General features: G+C 57.0%; 15 protein-coding genes. 9 read left to right on the top strand and 6 right to left on the bottom strand.

Features of this window, described 5'->3' with window-relative positions:
- The first annotated feature begins 260 nt into the window (after positions 1-260).
- From HMPREF0733_RS05775 to HMPREF0733_RS05795, 5 genes are all read left to right on the top strand, one after another.
- The gene (locus tag HMPREF0733_RS05775; protein ID WP_013398447.1) at positions 261-761 is read left to right on the top strand and encodes an acyl-CoA thioesterase; all 501 of its coding nucleotides are present in this window, start codon (positions 261-263) and stop codon (positions 759-761) included.
- A gap of 259 nt (positions 762-1020) precedes the next feature.
- The gene (locus HMPREF0733_RS05780; protein WP_013398448.1) at positions 1021-2214 is read left to right on the top strand and encodes an MFS transporter; all 1194 of its coding nucleotides are present in this window, start codon (positions 1021-1023) and stop codon (positions 2212-2214) included.
- 173 nt (positions 2215-2387) lie between these two features.
- Positions 2388-3185, top strand: a complete 798-nt coding sequence (locus HMPREF0733_RS05785) for a DUF6318 family protein (RefSeq protein ID WP_244864653.1) — start codon at positions 2388-2390, stop codon at positions 3183-3185.
- Between the two features lie 414 nt (positions 3186-3599).
- Positions 3600-4436, top strand: a complete 837-nt coding sequence (locus HMPREF0733_RS05790; RefSeq protein WP_013398451.1) for a hypothetical protein — start codon at positions 3600-3602, stop codon at positions 4434-4436.
- Positions 4437-4722: 286 nt separating this feature from the next.
- Positions 4723-5433: a hypothetical protein gene (locus HMPREF0733_RS05795; RefSeq protein ID WP_013398452.1), complete on the top strand. Its 711-nt coding sequence runs from the start codon at positions 4723-4725 to the stop codon at positions 5431-5433.
- Between the two features lie 147 nt (positions 5434-5580).
- Here the strand turns inward: HMPREF0733_RS05795 and HMPREF0733_RS05800 are convergent, their stop codons facing one another.
- The 4 genes from HMPREF0733_RS05800 to HMPREF0733_RS05815 form a co-directional block, all read right to left on the bottom strand.
- The gene (locus HMPREF0733_RS05800; RefSeq protein ID WP_013398453.1) at positions 5581-6081 is read right to left on the bottom strand and encodes an SRPBCC family protein; all 501 of its coding nucleotides are present in this window, start codon (positions 6079-6081) and stop codon (positions 5581-5583) included.
- A 25-nt stretch (positions 6082-6106) separates the two neighbouring features.
- Positions 6107-7408, bottom strand: a complete 1302-nt coding sequence (gene tgt, locus HMPREF0733_RS05805; RefSeq protein ID WP_013398454.1) for a tRNA guanosine(34) transglycosylase Tgt — start codon at positions 7406-7408, stop codon at positions 6107-6109.
- Between the two features lie 186 nt (positions 7409-7594).
- Complete coding sequence (locus HMPREF0733_RS05810) at positions 7595-8857, bottom strand: glycoside hydrolase family 76 protein (RefSeq protein WP_013398455.1); 1263 nt, start codon at positions 8855-8857, stop codon at positions 7595-7597.
- A gap of 73 nt (positions 8858-8930) precedes the next feature.
- Entirely contained in the window at positions 8931-10028 is a 1098-nt protein-coding gene (locus HMPREF0733_RS05815) for a pseudouridine synthase (RefSeq protein ID WP_013398456.1), read from the bottom strand.
- A 367-nt stretch (positions 10029-10395) separates the two neighbouring features.
- On the opposite strand from HMPREF0733_RS05815, the gene HMPREF0733_RS05820 reads away from it, so the two are divergent.
- On the top strand, positions 10396-11022 hold the full coding sequence (locus tag HMPREF0733_RS05820) for a TetR/AcrR family transcriptional regulator (RefSeq protein ID WP_004006565.1): 627 nt from the start codon (positions 10396-10398) through the stop codon (positions 11020-11022).
- A gap of 155 nt (positions 11023-11177) precedes the next feature.
- Here the strand turns inward: HMPREF0733_RS05820 and HMPREF0733_RS05825 are convergent, their stop codons facing one another.
- Positions 11178-12116: a Dyp-type peroxidase gene (locus HMPREF0733_RS05825; protein WP_013398457.1), complete on the bottom strand. Its 939-nt coding sequence runs from the start codon at positions 12114-12116 to the stop codon at positions 11178-11180.
- 187 nt (positions 12117-12303) lie between these two features.
- A complete protein-coding gene (locus HMPREF0733_RS05830; RefSeq protein ID WP_041321679.1) occupies positions 12304-17910 on the bottom strand; it encodes an Lhr family helicase in 5607 nt (1868 codons plus the stop codon).
- A gap of 190 nt (positions 17911-18100) precedes the next feature.
- On the opposite strand from HMPREF0733_RS05830, the gene HMPREF0733_RS05835 reads away from it, so the two are divergent.
- The 3 genes from HMPREF0733_RS05835 to HMPREF0733_RS05845 all read left to right on the top strand — a co-directional run bounded on the left by HMPREF0733_RS05835 (position 18101) and on the right by HMPREF0733_RS05845 (position 20431).
- Complete coding sequence (locus tag HMPREF0733_RS05835) at positions 18101-18685, top strand: malonic semialdehyde reductase (protein WP_013398459.1); 585 nt, start codon at positions 18101-18103, stop codon at positions 18683-18685.
- A gap of 321 nt (positions 18686-19006) precedes the next feature.
- Positions 19007-19591, top strand: a complete 585-nt coding sequence (locus HMPREF0733_RS05840) for a malonic semialdehyde reductase (RefSeq protein WP_013398460.1) — start codon at positions 19007-19009, stop codon at positions 19589-19591.
- A 183-nt stretch (positions 19592-19774) separates the two neighbouring features.
- Positions 19775-20431, top strand: a complete 657-nt coding sequence (locus tag HMPREF0733_RS05845) for a malonic semialdehyde reductase (protein WP_244864654.1) — start codon at positions 19775-19777, stop codon at positions 20429-20431.
- Positions 20432-20629: the final 198 nt, after the last annotated feature.

The following is a 20629-nucleotide window of genomic DNA, read 5'->3' on the forward strand; positions in this document are numbered from 1 at the left end:
AGTTATTGGTGAACCGTATGATCTTGTATGCGTTCAAATGTCTGTGTGTTGGGTGTTCCCCGGAGGCGGTGATGCTTCCGGGGAACATCATTTTTAAGGCTATTTAAGATGTTTTGGTATCAGCAGATGACGATCTAGCGAGAATTTCTTATAGCGTGCTGCATAGGCCCAATAGTAGTGCAAGTTAGGGGAAGTACGACTGTAAAACTTTACCCATATACGTATTTATGCATAAAAATGCACAAGGTAGAGTTAAGAGTATGAACGCACATCAATCCACTGCGAACCCAGCAACTTCGATGACCGGCGAATCCGGTCTGACCGTGCAGGTACCGCCGCGCTGGGGTGATATGGATGCCTACGGACACGTCAATAACGTTGCAATACTGAGCCTTCTCGAAGAGGCACGCATCGCCGTCTTCGGGCCGCCACCGTCTTCGGGGCAGAAACCGCAGAATTTGCCCGCGCCGCCCATCCCGCTTTTTGAAACCATGCCCGATGGAGTGCAGGCCCTTATCGCCGAACACGGGGTGCGTTATCTGGGGCAGCTTCCCTATACGGGCGAGCCATTAGAGGTAAACGTGCGTATCGAAAAGGTGAGCGCCGCCTCGGTGCGAGTGGGCTATAGTATCTATTCCCCGGTGGATCATGCTGAGTGCGTGCGTGCCTTCACTGTGTTGGCTTTTTGGGATGCACCTGCCGCCCGCCTCGCGCGCCTCACCCCCGAGCAGCGGGAGCTTTTGGCGCAGTATATGCCGTAGCACTTTGACCGCGAGCAGATAGTATTTTGACGAAAAGATAACCGAGCGCTATCTGCTCGTGGTATGTGCGGTTAGGGGTGAGTGAAGTCCGGTAGTCTGGTCGCCCTATTGTATACAATGTGATGCAGAAAACATGCCCGGCGGTTTATCCGCAAGGGTGCAAGGCAAAATACCACGTGAGGAGGTGTGTATCATGCAGCAGATGATATTCGGCGGCGCAGAGGCATAGGCCACTATCCCTCTGAACCGAAACGAAAGCATGAAAAAACTAACTCAATACTTCAAAACTCCCCTTCTGCTCATCACCCTGATCGATGGATTCGCGGACGCATCCTTCGGGTTGATCCTCATTGTTTATATCTCGCGCATTGCCGAACCCTGGTGGCTCACCGTCATGGCCGTCGGCGGGTTCTTCACCGGCATACTCTTCGGTCCTTTCACAGGCTGGGTTGCCGATCGTTTTTCGGGTCGAGCCTGCTGGTCTGGCTCCCTGGCCGTCTCCGCACTCTGCGCGGCAGTCATCGCGTTTTTCCCGCATCCGGTCACCATCATTGCCATGAGCGTGCTCAATGGAGCCGCCGGAAATCTCACTAACGCCGCCGAATTCAAACTACTGCCGAAGGCGCCGGGTATGACCCCGTTGAGCGCATCCGCCTCTATTGTGGGAATCGGTTCATTCTGCTCGATCGTAGCCCCGCCTGTGGGCGCCTTCTTCGCCACCTGGAACATGACCGCCACTATAGTAGGCTCTTCGGCGCTCTTGCTGATTGCAGCAGTCATCGCCTGGTTTAACGTGCCAGCACGGCGCGGTCATGAACTTTCCGATGCGATTAAACGCGATAGTTTGAAAGATATTTTCCTAGGATTCTCGGCTATTTCCAGCGCTCGCGCCCTCGTGATTTTCTTACCCGTGATGGCGGTCGTGGTCGCTTCCACCACGATGGAAGGCATCGCCGGGGTGTTCTACCTGCAATCCATCACGAACACTGCCTTCGAGTATTCGCTCGTGTTGGCGATGTGGGCTGTCGGGGCGCTCATCGCCAGCGTTTTCTACGGGCGCGGATGGTACAAGCCGCAGCTGGTGAACGCGATTTTGTGGGGTGGATTCTTTATTGGCGCCGCGATTCTGCTGGAAGGGCTGGTGGCGAATCCTTGGATTGTGGGAGCTGGGTTTCTGGTAGGCGGGTTCTTCAACTCGATCCACAATATGGGTATTCGTGACATGGTGTATATGCAGGTGCCCGAGCATCGTCAGGGGCAGTGCTGGGCTCTTATCGGCTCGCTGTTTAGTTCGATGGTGCTTGTGGGTGACCTACTCGGTACGCCGGGAATACTGGGGGATGCGCGCACTATTGTCATGATCGGCGGCGCGACGGCAACCGGTGCGGCGGTGGTGAACCTGCTGCTGTATGTGCTGGCGCGTAACCGCACGGGGCACATCCATCGCGCTTAGATGCGGCTAGAAGAGGAGTCGGTAGGCAGAGAGCGTTTAGGGTGAGGGTAAGCATAAGGAGTAGTTAAGGTCACAGTGCAGAGTCTGAGGCAATCCGACCAGATATATGTGACCTATGATACTTTACATATGTCTAGTTTCTCACTGAATACACCCTAGAGAGGGGTTAAGCAATGTTATCTTTAGCTGTTAATCGTCGTACCGCGCTCCTGTTCCTTGGTTCTGGTGCTGGGGCTGTCTTGATGAGTGCATGTGGTGGGAATGCGTCAAATACCGAAAGCTCTGCTTCGCCTCTCGCAAGCTCTTCATCCGCGAGTTCCACGTCTTCTTCGTCGTCATCAGAAAATTCATCAAGCGCTTCGCCCAGTGCCAGTCCAAGCAGGCGGAATAGCTTCCAGCGAGGATTCGATGTGGAGCTTAATAATGCGGATATGGAGTATACGGGCGAGGGTTATATGTATTCCACGCGCGAAAAGCAGGGATATGGGTGGCCGCATCCTAAAAGGCCTCAAGAAATGAGTGAGAACTCTGAACTTGGGCTGTACTATAGCTGGGCATATGCATCGGCTGGAATAAGTTATGCCATGAAAACGGGTGACGATACGTATATTAAGCAGTCTGGAATGACTGAGGGCGATCAGAAGCTTTTTAAAAGTATTGCTCTTTTGGAAGAAACGCGTGAGGGTAAGTATTGGGAGGAGTCAGGTAACTTCGTGTATAGGTTAGAATCCGATCGCCCCGAGAAAAAGGGTGAAGAATATTCTTGGCCTTATCAATTACAAATGTTTCATGGAGACTTCTACGTGCGTAACGGAGAAGTGCATGAAATTCCTGAGAATACTGATGGTTGGGGGCAGACTGTCTACTCCACTGGGACCCTTAAGGCGAGGTATCTTGATGGTGCCTGGCAGATGGAAGGGTTCTTTGAAGGTATCGCTACCGATGTTGTTGGAAAACCCTTTGATAAATAGTCGGTTATTTATTTGAGAAAAATGCTGTCTCACGCAGTAGCTTTTCTCTGGCTTGAGACCGCAGAAAAAGGTTCTTGGTGTGAACACAACGCTAGATATCCGGCGTTGTTCACGCTAAGAACCTTTTTAGTGTATATGAATAATATTTTATAGTTTTCTCAAAGTTTAAAAGGATAGCAGGGTATGTAAATTTTGAGAATAGTATATGGCTTAGTGCGAACGCTAGAATATCCAGAAAGCACTTAGAGAACCATGTGTACGGCTCGTGAAAGAAAATAATACTAATTATATTTCATATCACTATAAAAACTTTGATGATAGTGTTCCTCGTATGCACTCTGTATCAAAAGACGGAAAGCATCATATTAATCACACACTATGAAAAACTATCGTTATAAAAATTGAGGAGTACTTATGTCTACGAAAAAGATGCGTACTGCAGCCCTAACTGCGCTCGCAGTTCCCGCCCTGATTGGCTCGGTTATGGCAGCCCCCGCCCAGGCAGAGGTGCAATCGGGAACTAACCTGACCTATACCTCACCCCAAAATGTGAGTTCGCAGTACCACGTTTACGCCGATAATATCGACTGGTCACAGCCCGTGGGCGTGGTGTTTTACTTCGATGGTGACTATAACCGGGACGACGTAGATAGTTCTTTCTTCTACAACCCTAAAGGTGACACCATGCAAGGTATGGCGAATGCAGCTCAGAAACACAACAAGGTCTTTGTCTCCGTAGATACGCCCGATGAATTCGACCCAAATAAAGCAAATGATTACGCCACTTGGTGGGAAAACGCTGATGGGAATGGCGACTACTTCCGCAGTTTTGCCCAGGAGTTTATCGCCGATTCAGATATAGATGAGTCGCAAGTGTGGCTTATGGGATACTCTGGCGGCGCCGAATTTATCACCTATGAGCTTGATGCCGATCAGCAGGGAACCTGGCGTTCCGGCGGTGGTTCCATCATGGTTGGCGGTGGCGGTGGAAAGAATGGGCGCATGGAGACTCAGGCACCGCAGAACATTAAATCGCAGCCTATGTTCTGGTGGGTGAACGAAAAAGATACTCTAGGCGCTACTACACCGGAATGGTGGGATGCTCTCAACACGGCTACAGCCGGTCACGACTGGTATACACGAGAAGGGTTTAACACCCAGCCGATGAAAATCGACAAGAAAGAGACGACCTTTAATAACGCTCATACAGATTATGACCTTCCGGGCATCCTCGATCAGCTGTTGTCATAGTCAGAGGGATAACTCTCCGAACCTCTCTGGATAATTGCTCGGGGTACGCCATTAAAAGGCTCTTGATACGAATGGAGCGGGATTTTCAACGCTTTATTCGCATCAAGAGCCTTTTTACGTGGAATAAATCATGATGCTGATGCAGAAGGCATGAAGCCGAAGGATGGAACGGCAAGCGAGGCATAGCAGGGTCGCCGCAGGGAAGTGGCGCAACCTTCATGAAGATCTTGAGAATTCCTGCACGGTTGTACAATGAAACTATGTCCCCACTGTTGAGGAGATCTCTATGAAAACTCGTTCTTTCGTGACTCTTGGTGCCGCCTGCCTGCTGGCGCTGACCGCCTGCTCGGGCGGCGGCGATACGAACGCGCAGAACACTGCCAGCGCCTCCTCCCCGCATCAAAGCAGCTCTGCGAGCCGCAGCGCATCGGCAACCCCGAGTACAAGCGTGAAACCTGTTATGCCTGAGCGCACTCCGGTGGTCAATGATGACTCCACCATGCAGCCTTCCGCAAGCTCAAGCAGCGCACCGAACCCCTCGAATTCCGCCCAGGTGTGGACTTCTCCGGGAGCGGTCAAGACGGGTACGGTCACCACCGCATCGGCTGACCCAAACGCGGGTAATCCCACGAACGTGCGCCGTGCAGGGGAGACTTGCGGATCCATTAGCCAGCAGGGTCACCTGAGGGGCAGCAACGCACAGTTACGTGTGGTTGATGGCGTGGTGGATTGCGATTACGCCATGTCGATCATGACCCAGTACATCAACAGCACCCCCACGCCCGATAACCAGACCCAGCACTGGGTTATGCGCATTCAGGATGCTACCTGCTACTGGCGTCCGTTCTTGGACTATACCCCCGATCGCGGTGCACCCGAATGCGTTGTGGAAGGGCATAATATCAAGATCACGGCGCGTCTGGACGACCCAGAGGCTGCCATGCGTGCCTATAACGAACTCGACCCGGAGAACCCGGAATATCAGTCCGAAGATTAATGCTTCGCTAATGTTCATAAAATACGGGTGGGGAGCGGACAGTTTCTTGTAACAGAGCTGTCCGCTCCCCACCCGTATTGTGCGAGGTCATTTGACGGCCGGTTACGGTGTTTTTTCCTGCTGCAAAAGTCTCAAGACCGCTTGAGCCTATGCCGTATCCTCTTTGAGTAGAGCATCCAGCCGCGCGAAGGTAGACCGCCAGCTGGCGCGTACCTCCTCGTGTACCGAGACTGGCATGGGGCCGATCTCCACGGTGATGCGCGTACCTTCGCCCACGCCCTCGGGGGTAATAACCGTCTCGGGGAAAAAGCGGAATCGCTGATAGATGACCACGCCTCCGGGGTTCCCTAAATGGTCCGGAAGCTGTTCAGCGTATTCGAGCTCCTTGAGCGGATCAATAGCGAGAAACCGACTCTGCAGAACGCATGATACCGAGGCATCAAGCTCGTTAATCATCGATAGCCGCTGCATGCCGCCGACATAAGGTTCCAGCACAATATCTTCGGCACGGGTACGCCACCCCGTCGGCCCATACCAGCGATGCAGCAGATTCGGGTTCAGAAACGCCCCGAAAACCTGCTCGACGGGGGCGGCAATCTCATGGTCGAAGATGAGAAGTTCTTCGTCGGGAACCTTAGTGATGCTCATCGTACACTCCGTGACGGTCGTTGATTTAGGGCTTCTTACCAGAGTAATAGTTACCGAGGAATTCGTCACGGTACTCAAAGTAGGTGCCGTCGGCGATCGCGGCGCGCGCATCATCGACCATGCGCACAATAAACCGCTCATTGTGAATGGAGGCGAGGGTTGCTGCCAGCCGCTCATCCGCTTTGAACAGGTGCCGCAGATAGGCGCGCGTATAGTGTGCGCACGTATAGCAGTCACACCCCTCATAGATGGGCGAGAAATCTGCCTTGAACCGGGCATTCGTCACGTTAAAACGCCCGGTGGGGGAGTAGAGCGCCGCGTTACGCGCCACGCGGGTGGGCGAGACGCAGTCGAAGGTGTCCACACCGTTTTCCAGCCCCACAAAAATATCGTCCGGTTCCGAAATACCCAGCAGGTGGCGGGGCTTAGCCTCCGGGAGTTCTTCGGCGCACCAGCGCACAATGATGCCCAGGTTCTCCTTTTCGAGGGCGCCCCCGATACCGAACCCGTCGAACGGCATATCGCCTAAATCGCGGCAGGCTTTGCGGCGTAAATCCTCATACTGCGCGCCCTGAATCACCCCAAAAAGTGCTTGGTAGGGGTTGCCCGTGCGCTCATCCGTGAGCCGTTCATGTTCCGCAATGCAGCGCAGCGCCCACAGACGGGTGCGTTCCAGCGCCTCTTCCTGGTATCCGCGGGAATTGTACAGAGTGGTCAGCTCGTCGAAGGCAAACATGATATCTGCCCCGATCTGATGCTGCACCTGCATTGAAACTTCGGGGGTGAAACGGTGAATAGACCCGTTGATATGGGACTTAAAATTCACGCCGTCATCATCAATATGCGCCAAGCGCTCCTTGCCGTGAGCCACATCGTCGTCACCAATCGGGCGCCCGTCGGCACCCTTCGCATCGGCAACGGTTCCCATGTCAATCACCTTTTTGAACCCCGAACCCAGGCTCATCACCTGGAATCCGCCGGAGTCGGTGAAGGTTGGCCCGTCCCAGTTCATAAACCGCCCCAGCCCGCCGGCGGCATCTAGAATCTCGGGTCCGGGCTGCAGATACAGGTGGTAGGCGTTCGCCAAAAGCGCCTGCGCCCCGAGTTCCTTCATCGCTTCGGGAAGCACCGCCTTCACGGTCGCCTTCGTACCCACGGGCGTGAAGGCGGGAGTCTCAATATTGCCGTGCGGGGTGCGGATCACGCCCGTGCGCCCCAAAAACTGCCCGCCATTAGCCTCAACACGCTCGGCAGACGGAGATGCGGTCTCGGCAAGGCGGCTCGTGACGGTAAAACCGAAGTCGGGGTTGGGGAACTCGTTGTTCATCTGTGCCTTTGAAATATACGGGTACGACTAGGGGGAAATGCGCTTACTCCGGGGAGGATGCGCACGGCTATTATACAGGCGCAGCACGTCAGAGCATCTGCAGACCCGCGCCGTCTCACCTCGTGTTAGGGCTATGACGGGACGGGTCTGATAAGCGGCGCACCCCACCAAGACCTGGAAAAGACCTTAGTCTTCCGCGCTCAGGCGGGCGGCGGCCTCCAGAGTCATCCACGCCTGAAGCTGACCGGATAGTTCCACGGGCTTACCTGCGGCGAGCGCATCGCGTGCGGATACGGTGAACTTCGGCGAGAAAATAGCGATCGCCCGGTCACGAATTTCGTTCGGATCAATACCCGGTTCATTCAGCGGCAGAGTGGGGTCGAATTCGCGGCGCCCCTCCCACACAGCGCGAGCGCTGCCGTATACAAGGGCGCTCGCCAGGGATCGTGCCTCCGGGCTGAGCATGGTGGACATTGCCGCTTGCGCTAGGTAGCGCACCAGAATACCGGTGAAGAGCGCACCATCGCCGTTGTCACCGGAGTGGAGTACGAGGTGGTGTGAACCGTCTGAGAACTCGAAATCTTCGCTGAGGTTTTTGACGATTCCGACGATCAGGCGTTCGGCGCGCAGCAGGTATTCTTCACGGCGGTCGTCTGAAATCTCCGAGGATTCCGCAAGCGCCAGAAGCACCGCTAGGGTTGTGCCCTGATTGTAGGTGTAGATATTGCGTTCTACGTCGAGGGGAACATCGCGGCGGCCGGTAATGTCATCAACCATCACATCCTGCGGGCGCAGGTTAGCGCCGTCGAAGTAGAGCATACGGTCGCCGTCCCAGAGAACGTCATTGAGCCAGGACATAAGATTCTGCGCGGTTTTTATCTGCCCGATGCGCGCAAAAGCAAGAGCCGTGGGAGCGGTTGCCGGGGTATTGCAGAAGTCTCGTTTGCCTTTGGACCAGCTCATGCCGCCGCAGGAATGAAGGCCGGTGTTAAGCCTTTCAAAGAGTACCGATCCGGCATCCTGCGCCGTAACGTCCGAGGCGCCGGTTATTGTTTTACTAAGCCTATTGAGCCGCCCCACGGCGAGCGCCAACCATGCCATATCGTCATAGAAGTCGTTTGCAAATCCCAGGTTGCGGGTATGGATGCCGCGTACCACGCTCCTGGCGGTGGCGAGCATGTTCTGGGCTTGTACGGTGTCGCCTTCACGGACGGCACGTTCGCCCGCATCTATAATGCAGTCGAGTAAGTGCGCCTGCCACCAGTAATGCCATTCGGCAAACCGTGCTCCTAGGCCACGCGATTCGGGCATCTGTACTGCCCCGAGTAGGGTTCCGGGTACGCCAAAAACGCGGCGGGTGTATCGACTGAGGATAGAGTCGGCGGCACGCGAGGCGCGTTGTGCATGCTCGGTGCTGGGGACTGTTTCAGAAGGGTGGTTGGAGGTCACGTTCTTTCTTCCTTGCTTATGAAAGCTACCTACGATACTGCCACGAGAGGCGAGGTGCTACCACATTATCGCATTATTGGTGCTTGGGTCGTGCCACATTTCGCGGTGCGAGAGAAAGCGTGCGTGCGCTGTACAGGGTGAGCGGTTTGTTCGTGAAGGGGTGTACACAGTCAAGACGATGCGCTAGAAGCTGCAGCGGCACAGACGCATCGTTTGGTGCTGTTGGCAGAACCTGCGGGTAGAGAACGTCGCCGAAGATCGGGGTTCCGAGCAGGTTCAAGTGCGCCCGCAGCTGGTGCATTTTGCCGGTGTGCGGAGTGAGTTCGTAGAGGGCGAGTTCTTCGCCGGGCGCCGGATAGGGCAGATACGGGTTTTGTGCGCCAGATTTGAGAGGAACACTTTGCGGTGCTTGATAGATTTCTCGGATGCGTACCAGAGTTTCCGCGTTTACGCTAAGACCCGCGCGCTCGCATTCGCGGGCCGAGTATTGCCGCACCTGTAGAATATTCCGATCCTTGTCGATGTGGCTGCGCACCTGTACGCCTTCGCCTAGCATGCTTTCGCGCAGGTCCTCGCTTGGCGCCGGGGCGATAGCAAGGTAGGTTTTGGTGACCTGCCGGTTCTGAAACATCGTTTGGAAGGGGCCGCGTGCGTCTCGGGTTTTGGCGAAGAGTAAAATCCCCGCGGTGGGGCGGTCAAGCCGGTGAACGGGCGTGAGCAGAGGATTATTCTTGCGTACCCGCAGTTTGGTGAGCGCGGTCTGTGCGATATAGGCGCCGCGCGGGGTAACGGGAAGATAGTGTGGCTTATCTACGGCGAGCAGATGCTCGTCTTCATAGAGAACCGGAAGGTCATCCGGCAGCGGCGGTTCTTCGGGAAGTGGGCGGTAGTACCAGATTCTCAGACCGGGCAGATACGGGGATTGGTCGGTGAGGATCGTGCCGTCATCGGTGCGCACCTCGTGCCGAGCGAAACAGTCGAGGATTGTTGCGGGGTCTTCGGGCGAGAACCGGGTAATGAGGTATTGAGCCACCGTGCTGGGGTGCGCATCCGCCCCCTGGGTCGTCTCATGCAGCGCTGGATGCGCGGGCAGAGTCAGCGATACGGGGTCTATGCCCGCGCGCTGGGGCAGGGGTGGTGTGAAGAGGTGGCGATTGACTCGTCGTGGCATAGGTTGATTGTAGCGTGCTTTGTGAGTTGGCCTCTTCGGAGGAAACCTCTAGCCTCCTGCGTGAAAGTATAAGGACCGCGCCTTGAGGACAGCACATACTTCGGCCATCATGGCACGCCCCTCTCATGTTTTGGGTGGTAGGTGAACAGTGTGAAGTTAATGCGAAATATTCCTCACAAAAGTGTCTAATAAATAAATAAAATCATAAAATTTGTTTCACTACCATGAAGCATGGAACGGCTTAATAACGCGGCAAAATAGGCGTATAAGCATTAAACTTCATATTAAGTTTTATAGGTAGCGGCTTAGGGTTAGCGCGGTACTATTAAAAAAAGAGGTTCGAGAAATCGAACGATTAGAGGGATATATGGAACACAACGCACGCAACGAAGCTAAGCACACCGAACCCGTACAAAAAGCCTCTGAAAAAGCAGCTAAGAAGACGCGGCAGAGCGGTCAGCGTCTGACTCCGGCGCAACGGGAAGAACAAATCCTGCAGGTCGCGGCGGCTCATTTTGCGCAGCACGGTGTTGTGGCAGCCTGTATGAGCAGCATCGCTCGTGAGGCCGGTATTACTCGGGCACTGCTATACCATTACTTCCCCGGCAAAGAGTCTTTGGCGGCGGCGGTAACCCGGCGCGAAGCACGGGCTGTTCTTGAAGCGCTCAGCGAGCACCACCCTAACCCGGTGGAGGCTCTTCGTGTTGAGCTGCGCTCCTACTTCGCTCATGTTGCTGAAGGTGGCAGTGAAAGCGATGCTCCCAGTACTCCTGACGAATACTTGGAATGGATGCTCGAACGCACCGAAATGCCCGTTAACGACCGCACCCGCATGATTTTAGGCGGATGGCTGCATCTAGTCGATTACTTCGCCCGGCATGTGGTGCAGGGCAGCCCGCGCGGTAACACTCCGGCGGGTGCACGCGCCATGCGCGTTGACGAAGCTATTGACATATGCGTTGGCGTGGCAGATACCATGACCGGCGGGTACTAAGCTAGAGCTTCTCAATGAGACCCCACATCGGGAGTTACCGAAAATATTTCGGTTCCCCTCGATGCAGGGCTTTATGCGCTTAAAGACCCCGGCATTTTAGGGGGAGCGGCGCATCCGCAGACCGCGCGGGTTATCCGCCGTGTTTGAGGTGTGTCTTACCCCGAAAAATCCCCCAGCATATCCATGGTTGGTACGAAGAAGAGCGTGCCGGTTGTGGCGGTGCTGAAATCTAAAAGCCTGTCGTAGTTGCCTTCTGGAACGCCGATAAACATATTTTTGAGCATCTTCTCCACGGTTGAGAATGTGCTGGCATAACAGTTGAAGTAGGTGCCCATTTCGTTGTTACCCACGGTACCGAAGGGCATATTATCGCGAATAACCTTGAAATCATCGCCAACATTAGACAGCGCGGAATGCGAGTTGCTGGGTTTAACGTCGTCGGGCATCTCAATATCGTCCTGTTTGGAGCGCCCGATGACTTTTTCCTGCTCGGATACGGGCAGATTATTCCACGCCGTCATATCGTGAATATACTTCTGCACGAACTGGTAGCTGCCGCCTCGATACTCCGGGTCTTCGTCACCGACCACGCCGAAGTATTCACGGGATGCGGGAGTCTGCGGATTTTCCGTACCGTCCACAAAGCCGATGATGGCACGCCCATCCCAGTAGCGGAAACCGTGCACTTCTACAATACTTTCGGCAATATCACGCAGAGCATCGGTGATGATTGCAGCAATATCGTAGGCGACGCTGCGTTGAGTTGCCCGCACATGAAAGTGCAGATCTCCCGGAGTTGAAACTGCGGTATGCTTAGCTCCCTGAATCGGCTGAAACTCCACGAGTTCTTTCGGTAGTGGCTTCGGCAGATCTAGCTTTAACCAGGCGCTGTGGCTGATACCCATCACCAAGTTCGCCTTTTCGGGGGAGTACCGGTTGGCGGCGGTGTGGTTCACGTTAATGACCAGCGCGCAGAGACTCTGAAAACCCTCAAGCAACGCTTGCTGAGAAATATCGTTCTTGAATTTCCACACCATAAAAACGGTGTTGGTGTTCGGGTCTGCGGTTACCTGTTGTGATTCTGGTGGAAGCATAAAGCCACCCTACAGTTTGCATATATCCGCTGCAATGAACCCATCCCTATACACTGGTTAAGCCTTCCCTGCTCGGCAGGTGTTTTCGGCGTGTTTAGCTCTATGTCACCCGTTGATGCGCAGCACCCCAGTGCCCAAGCATTATGAAAAGTGTATTGCTGAGGTGGCGTGAGTTCTGAGGGTACGTTTAGGGGGAGCGGCGCATCCGTAGACCGCGCGGGGTTGTGTAAAAGCCCTGCGCAAGCAGTGCGCGCCGTAACGCCACCACCGGATGCTCAGGCAGCCGGTTAGAATCGGCCTTGGAGGCTCCCCGATGAGTCGGCGGTTCCGGGGTCGCCAGAATATCACAATCGTTGAGTTTTTCCACCACGATCTTCTCAGCGATACCCGCCTGCACGATGCGCGCCAGCAGCGGTGCCGCAGCCTCAAGTTTGAGCGGTTCAGCCGTGAAAGACAGCAGGGTTTTGCCGCCGCGTTCCAGATAGAGGACCGCTTCACCATCGAGCAGGATGAGGCAGGCACCCGCCTTACGCCCCGGACGATGCCGCACGGACTGGGCGGTCTCTGTGCCTTCGCGCTCGGTTTCTTCCGTACCGCCGGGTGCAGAAGAGGCCGAGAGTAAGCTGGGCACGGAAGGCCATGTGAGTGCCGCACCATAGGGATTCGCCGGATCTGTAGCCGCCAGCAGAACACCCTCAAATAAACCGAATACTTCCTCGTTTTTTATTCGTTTTACTCCGGTATTCTGCGGATTATCAGCGCCAATATTAGCGTAGGAACGCACCGCATCCACCGTTGCCGGGGAGGCAAACTGAGCCGCACCCAGCCCCTCGATAAAGTATCCGCGCCGCACCAGGGCACGTTCCTCTGCAGCCGCATAGACGCGGTACAGGGCCGCAAAGCCGCCGGGAACATCCTCAGAGGCGAGCGCGCCGCGCGTGAGCACACCGTACCTGTCTAAGAGAAGTTCCGCGCGCGCATAGGCGGTAACGGTGGCATCTGCCTCTTGTGGGGACTCGGTGCCCGCAGCATGAGGACGGCTCTGGGGAAGGCTAATATGACTGAACCGCCCGGAATCCCGGGCCGAAACCTGCGGGTTAGAAGAGCCGGCACGGGCGCCGCCCAAGCCGCTATACCTGCGCGGATAAGCACCCGCAGAAGTACGCGCCGCCGACAGTCGTGCGGCACCGCGCCTGCGCACCGGGCGCGCCAGGGGAGCGGCGGGCCGCACCGGATGCGCGCTCGACCCGCCCGCCAGCATGGCACGTACCGGGGCGAAAGTATCGTTCGTGACCAACCCAGCCCACACCAGACGCCATAGCGCGGCGGATACCTCCGAAGCCTCCGGAAAATGCACAACCTCGCCCGAGGCTGCGCGAGAGGCCAAGATTTCGTGCACGCGCTCACGAAGCGGCATAAAGAACAGCCCGCCGCCGGAAAGCGCCTCAAAGACAGCGTGCTCCACCGGACCCAGCTCATCCAAGGCCTGCGTGCGGGAAGAACCGGGCAGGGTCAGTTCGGCGGATTCGGCAAGATGCAGGCTCACCCAGCCGTCATTGCCGGAGATTTCGCCCTCACCGCGCCAAAGCACCTCTCCGCTGGCCAACAGACTATCTAAGAGCTGCGGCGAATAATCACGCACCCGTGCTGGCAAGACGAGGGTCTCCAAAGCGGAGGCGGGCATACGCACCCCGGCCAGCTGATCGATGACCGTCAGTAAGCCTTCGCGACCCTCTAATGCCTCGGCGGATGAATTTTTGCTCTCGGTGAGAACCTGAACCGTGCGTTCGGGCTCGTAATACGCACCGTATTCGGTGGTTTCCGCGAGCCTGCGTGAAACCTTGACCGTCTGCGTGCGCACTCCCTGCCAGGCGGGCAGGAACGCGCCATAGGCACGCTGCGGTACCGGCTCAATCTCGCGGCGCAGCGCCGCCAAAGACCGGGCACGAAGCAGGCGAAGCACCTCGGCATCCACCCATTCCAGGCTTGCCGTGGGCGCGGGGGAGAGCGGTATCGTATCGGCTGCCTCCGCGCGAGGTACACGCAGTTCCTCGGGCAGGTATTCGCCCGAGAACAGCCGATTTTGCGTCTCTAAAGCGCGTAAAACCGGCAGAATAGCACCCGAACCCGTCGGCGTGATGCGGCTGAAGTGGGCGCTCGCCTCGGCTGCGGTAAAGGGGATGTGCGTGCGCGCATACCGCGAGATTAGGTCTTCAAGCGGCGCGGCGACCGGCGTGAGGTATGCCTGAGCAATTCCGACCGGAAGCGGCAGCCCTAGCCCGTCGCGCAGCCGGGCGGCGTCTTCTACGACGGCATAGATCGGTTCCACGTTGTCCGCCGTATTTGAGCGCGGATTGATAACGAACGCTCTGCGGGATTCGACCAGCTCTTCGGCAAGCGTGCGCGCCTCTTCGGCGGTGGCGTGCGGGGTAGTTTCAAGGTCTTCTTCCGGCAGACCCTCGTCGGCATTTTCGGCTGAATCCCCAGTCTCATGTGAAATATCAGCCTTATTAGATCGACTTTCGCTGTCTTTTGGAGTGCTCTGAGAGACCTCGGGCGCGGACTCAACCCCGGACCCCTCATTCCCGCGCAGCCGCAGCGCCAGCTCCCTTGCCGTGAGCGGACCGAGCTGGCGCAGAAGATCCGCCACGCCCTCAACCCCGCGTGCCCGATACTTCGCCCCGGTGCGCTGAAGACGCTCCTGAACCTCAAGAATCACCTGCGGATCCAGCAGATCGCGCAGCTGAGCGGTACCCAGCAGCTCCGCCAAAAGTGCCGGATCTAGTGCCAAGGCGGCAGCGCGGCGTTCGGCGGCGGGCGCATCCGTATCGTAAATATGTTCCGCCACGTACTCGAAAAGCATGGTGCGGGCAAAAGGAGAAGGCCCCTCGGTCTGCACCTGTGACAGGCTGATGCGCCGCGCGGCAATATCCCGATGCAGCTGAAGAAGCGCAGGAACATCATATACATCCTGCAAGCATTCGCGGGCGGTTTCCAGCAGAATTGGGAACTCGGGGTATTTGCGCGCAACATCCAGTAGCTGCGCCGAACGCTGGCGCTGCTGCCATAGGGGAGTGCGCCTGCCCGGATCGCGGCGCGGCAGAAGCAGGGCACGGGCGGCGCTCTCTCGAAAACGAGACGCAAAAAGCGCCGATTCACCCACACGATCCTTGACAATCTCCTCTAGCTCATCGGGCTCGAAGAGAAAAAGCTCGGCACCCGGCGGGGTATCTTCCACCGCAGGAATACGCAGCACAATACCATCATCCGCCGCAAGCGCGCTGGCGTCGATACCGTACCGTTCCTGCACGCGGGCGCCCACCGCCAAAGCCCAAGGTGCGTGCACCGGATACCCGTACGGCGAATGCAAAATAACACGCCAATCTCCCAGTTCATCGCGGCAACGCTCCACCACAAACCGCGTATCGGTGGGGACCACACCGGTAGCCTCGCGCTGTTCCCGAATATAAGCGAGCAGATTATCGCTCGCCCAAGGATCCAGCCCTAACCGGGTCAGCTCGGCTCGTATCGCAACCGTCGCTGAGGCGTCTTCGCTCCCGCCGGACTCAGCGCCCGCAGACTTCGCTAACTCGCGGGTAAACTGCCCCAGACGACGGCCCAACGCTACCGGGCGACCCACCCGCTCACCATGCCAAAACGGCAGACGTGAAGGCTCACCGGGCGCGGGGCTTACGCGCACCGCATCGTGCGAGATGTCCTCGATGCGCCAACTGCTCGCGCCCAAGGCGATAACATCGCCCGCCCGCGATTCGTAGACCATCTCCTCGTCCAGTTCGCCCACCCGTTTAGGTGCCTTGGAATCCTCAGAACCGGCCAGGTAGACAGGAAAAAGCCCACGATCGGGAATCGTCCCGCCCGAAGTCACTGCAAGCCGCTGCGCACCGGGCCGCCCCTCAATCGTGCCGCTTGGCGCATCGGCAGTGGCGGCGCGATCCCAAATAATACGCGGACGAAGCTCCGCAAACTCATCGGAAGGGTACCTGCCCGCCAGCATCTCTAAAGTACTGTCAAAGAGCGCGCGCGAAAGGTTCGCGAAAGGAGCGGTGCGGCGCAGCGCCTCGTACCAGGCATCCACCCCGATAGGTCCCAGAGCGCAGGCGGCGACGGTCTGCTGAGCAAGCACATCCAGCGGGTTCGCGGGAACGGTAAGCGGTTCTAAAGACCCGGCGAGCATACCGGAGAGAGCCACGGCAGAGCCCAACAAATCCCCGCGATGCTTCGGGTAAAAAAGCCCACGCGAAACCTCGCCCACGCGGTGCCCGGCACGGCCCACCCGCTGCAGACCGGAAGCCACCGACGGCGGGGACGCCACCTGAATAACCGCATCAACATGCCCCATATCGATGCCGAGCTCCAGTGAACTTGTGGCGACCACACACCGCAGCGAACCATTCTTGAGGGACTCTTCGATAAGCGTGCGCTGATCCTTCGCCACCGAACCGTGATGCGCCCGTGCCAGTGGCGCAATGTCTGGCTCCTCACCAATATCAGGCAGAGGCTCACCCGCAAGCTCGCGCCGTGAGAGCTCGCGGCGCACATGAATATCGTTGAGAGCCGCGGTAAGTTTTTCGGCAAGCCCACGCGAGTTCACGAACACGATCGTAGAACGATTATTCTCGATATCGTCCACGATGCGTTCCTGAACATAAGGCCAAATCGAGGCACGATACCCGGATGCGCGCTCGCCCTCACTGTCTGGCTTCCGTGCCCCTGCACTCGCCGTTGCGCTCGCAGCACCATCTTGTTCGGCAGAGCTGTTCGGCAGCTCAAGAGATAATCCTTCTTCGCCGGGGAAGGTGCCGATAGCATCCGCAAGAGTATAGAGTGGCGCATCATCGGCTGCCTGAACCTGCAAATCCGGGGCGTCCGGGGCTGGACTGGGCGAGTCCTGTCCGCGCGGTGCCCGCTGCTCCTCGGGGGCATAGCTGCCCTGTCCGTAATCGTTTGCCCCGCCGAGCGCCGCCATATCCGGCACGGGCACCGAGAGCCGCAGATCCCAACGTTTGGGCACCTGCCGCGCCACGATCGTTACCGGGTGAACCCCGCCTAAAAATGTGGCGACGGCTTCGGGTGGGTTCACGGTTGCCGACAGCCCAATGCGCTGCACCGGTCGCTCCACCAGCTGGTCAAGCCTCTCCAGGGACACCGCCAGATGCGCCCCGCGCTTGGTTCCCGCTAGGGCGTGCACTTCGTCCACAATTACAGTTGTCACGCCGGTGAGTGTCGAACGTGCCGCAGAGGTCAGCATAAGGTAGAGCGATTCGGGGGTGGTCAGCAGAATATCGGGCGGGTTGCTGATAAGCTGCCGCCTCTCGCGCGCCGGGGTGTCACCGCTTCGAATACCCACGGTAATATCGGGTGGGGTTTGCCCGGATTCCTTCGCCGTATGCGCAATCCCCGCAAGCGGCGCGCGCAGGTTGCGCTCCACATCCGCCCCAAGTGCTTTCAGGGGCGAAACATACAGGATGCGCGTACCGCCCGCGCGCTGTTTCTGAGTCTTTCGTGTTTCCCCAGCGTCCCCGTTTTTCCGCCCCTGAGCCGATATTGTAAGCTCGCGCTGATCCGGTTCTGTGCTTTTGTCGCGGTAGAGCGCATCGAGCGCCCACAGGAAAGCGGCAAGGGTTTTACCGGAGCCCGTGGGGGCGATAATAAGCGCGTTTTCGCCCTTGCTGATACTCTCCCAGGCGCCTTCCTGCGCGGCGGTCGGAGTGCCAAAAGCGTTGCGGAACCATTGCTGAGTGGCGGGTGAGAAAGGTTCTAGAGCGTCGGGCATGGTCCCATTATCTCGTATGTGCCCCGGATTCTCCTTGAAAGTTTTTTGAGCGTGGCACATATTACAGGGGCAATTGTGCGCGAACACAAGACTTTTCCGTGTAATGGGGCCATAATAATTGAATATGTACATTACGTACATCATAAAATTTTACATGTAAAGTAATTTATTTCACTGAAAGGACACAGGTATGACCCGCTTGACCGAAGACCAGATCACCGCTCTCTTTCGCGAACCTCGCACCGTGAGTGCATTCACCGATCAGCCCGTCACCGATGAGCAGCTGCAGAAGATCCATGAGATCGCCTACCTGGGGCCTACGGCCTTCAACAGCCAGCCCCTGCGCATCACCTGGGTAAAGAGCCCCGAAGCTCGCGAGCGCCTGGTCAAGCACATGATGGACGGGAATAAGGAGAAGACCCTCAAGGCTCCTGTAACCGCTGTACTGGCCTTCGATAAGAACTGGCAGAAGCGCTTTGGGGAATTCGCACCCCAGGCCGCTGCCTTTGAATCCTACTACGAGGCTGAAGAGGCACGTATTCCCGCGGGCGCGCTGAGCTCTGCACTTCAGGCTGGCTACTTCCTGACCGCCGTGCGCGCTCTTGGCCTGGATGCGGGCCCCATGACTGGCGCGGATTTCGACGGTATCGCCGCTGAATTCTTCGAAGGCACCGACCAGCAGCCCTTCCTCGTCGTAAACCTGGGTTATGGTGTGGCTCCCGAGTATCCGCGCGGTACCCGTTTTGAGTTTGATGATGTAACCCGCAGCATCTAAAAGCTGTGCTTCGCTCTTGCTGAGGTGCCGAGGTGCGCCTTCGGTCCCCAGCGGGAATAAACCGCAGGAATCCGGCATATATACATGTACTCAGAGACCTGCGAATATGTGATGTACCGGTGGCTGCCGTATCTGATGATGCGGCAGCCACCGGTTTTTGCTGGGCTCTGAGGGAATGGGGAACTGCCGCGGCGTGAATTCTGGGGGTAGCTTTATGGTGCGAACCGGTGCATGATGGAAAGAACGGCGCGGTAGCCTTACGGGGGACGAATAGATTCACCATGTCGAGAGAACCTGAGGTTATAGGAAAGGATATGAGAGATGACCCGTTTATCTGAGGACCAAATCACCGCTCTTTTCCGTGAGCCCCGAACTATGCGTAAATTTACCGATCGGCCCGTCACTGATGATCAGCTTCGGGAGATTCAGGAGCTTACCTATCTGGGACCTACGGCCTTCAATAGTCAGCCTTTGCGTATCACATGGATCAAGAGCCCCGAGGCACGTGAGCGCCTTGTCAAGCACCTGATCGAGGCTAATCAAGAAAAGGCTCGTCAGGCACCTGTCAATGCCATACTCTCATACGATAAGGCGTGGATAGGCCGTGCAGATGTGTTTAACCCCCGCGCGGCAGAGACTATCAGGAACTATTGCACGACCGAGGAAATTGTTACCTTTGCCGCTCAGCAGAGCGCCAACCTGCAGGCCGGTTACTTTATGACCGCTGTGCGTGCCCTTGGTCTAGACGCCGGTCCCTTATGGGCCGATTTTGAGGGGCTGTACGAAGAATTTTTTGCGGGGACCGACGAGCATCCCATTCTTGTGGTGAATTTAGGGTACGGCGTTCCAACCCAGTACCCGCGCGATACCCGGTTCGGATTCGATGATGTAACCCGCAGCCTCTAGCGGCTCGTGCATCTGCACTAGGATGCACCGCCTACCGGTTTTGTGACGAAGTTTGACGGAATCTATCGGGAAAACCCCTGTGGCTATGCGTTGAAGCTGAGGCGGGTGCACTATGGAAAAGGGGAGTGGTGCGTAACGTGCCTCTTGCTCCATATGCCGCATACTCGCCGAAAGGGAAAGAACGTGAGCTCACGCAGTGCTGCCGACCGGGGCATCGAACCGGAACCCTATCTCGCGAATCCGAGCCGCCAGTCACGCCTGTCCCGTGAACAGCGTGAGGCGCTATATGAACTGCCCCGCACCTCGTATCAGTTCAGCGATGATCCGGTGACTGAAGAGCAGCTTCATGAGATTTATCGGCTTACCGCGCTCGGGCCTACCGCCTACAACAATCAGCCTTTGCGCATTACGTGGGTGCGGTCGAAGAGTGCGAAAGAACGCCTTTTGGGATATCTTCACGAAAGTAATCGCGATGCTGCCGCCAGCGCGCCCGTGAATGCGGTTCTTGGGTACGACAAGAATTGGCAGAAACGGTTCGCCGAGTTCGCTCCGCACGCCGTGGCAGCGCAGGAGTTCTTCGAGGCTGAAGAAGAGCGCATTCCGCTGGGCAGGCTAAACGCACAGGTACAGGCGGGGTACTTTATTACCGTGGTGCGTGCGCTAGGTTTAGATGCCGGGCCTATCACCGGCGTAGATTTTGAGGCTCTTGCCGCCGACCCCGTTCTGCTCGGCGGTGCAGATCAACAGCCTTTCCTCGTGGTGAATCTCGGCTATGGTTTGGGCCCCTATCGGGCACGCGGGCTGCGCTTTGACTTTGAGGATGTCACGCGCACTGTTTAATTTCCGTGCTTCGCGTCCCGCCACGAGATTTTCCTGCGCTTACGGCAGCCCTGAAACGTGGCGGCGTATACCACGTGCGAGCGAGTTCCTAGCGTTTTCCTTTCATCTGGTGGTCTATCTCATAGATAGGTAAGAAATATTTCCGTATCAGAGTGATGAGGTGGAAAACTTAGGTAAACCTCGTGTATAAATAAAACA

This window comes from Rothia dentocariosa ATCC 17931, from assembly GCF_000164695.2.
Classification (GTDB): domain Bacteria; phylum Actinomycetota; class Actinomycetes; order Actinomycetales; family Micrococcaceae; genus Rothia; species Rothia dentocariosa.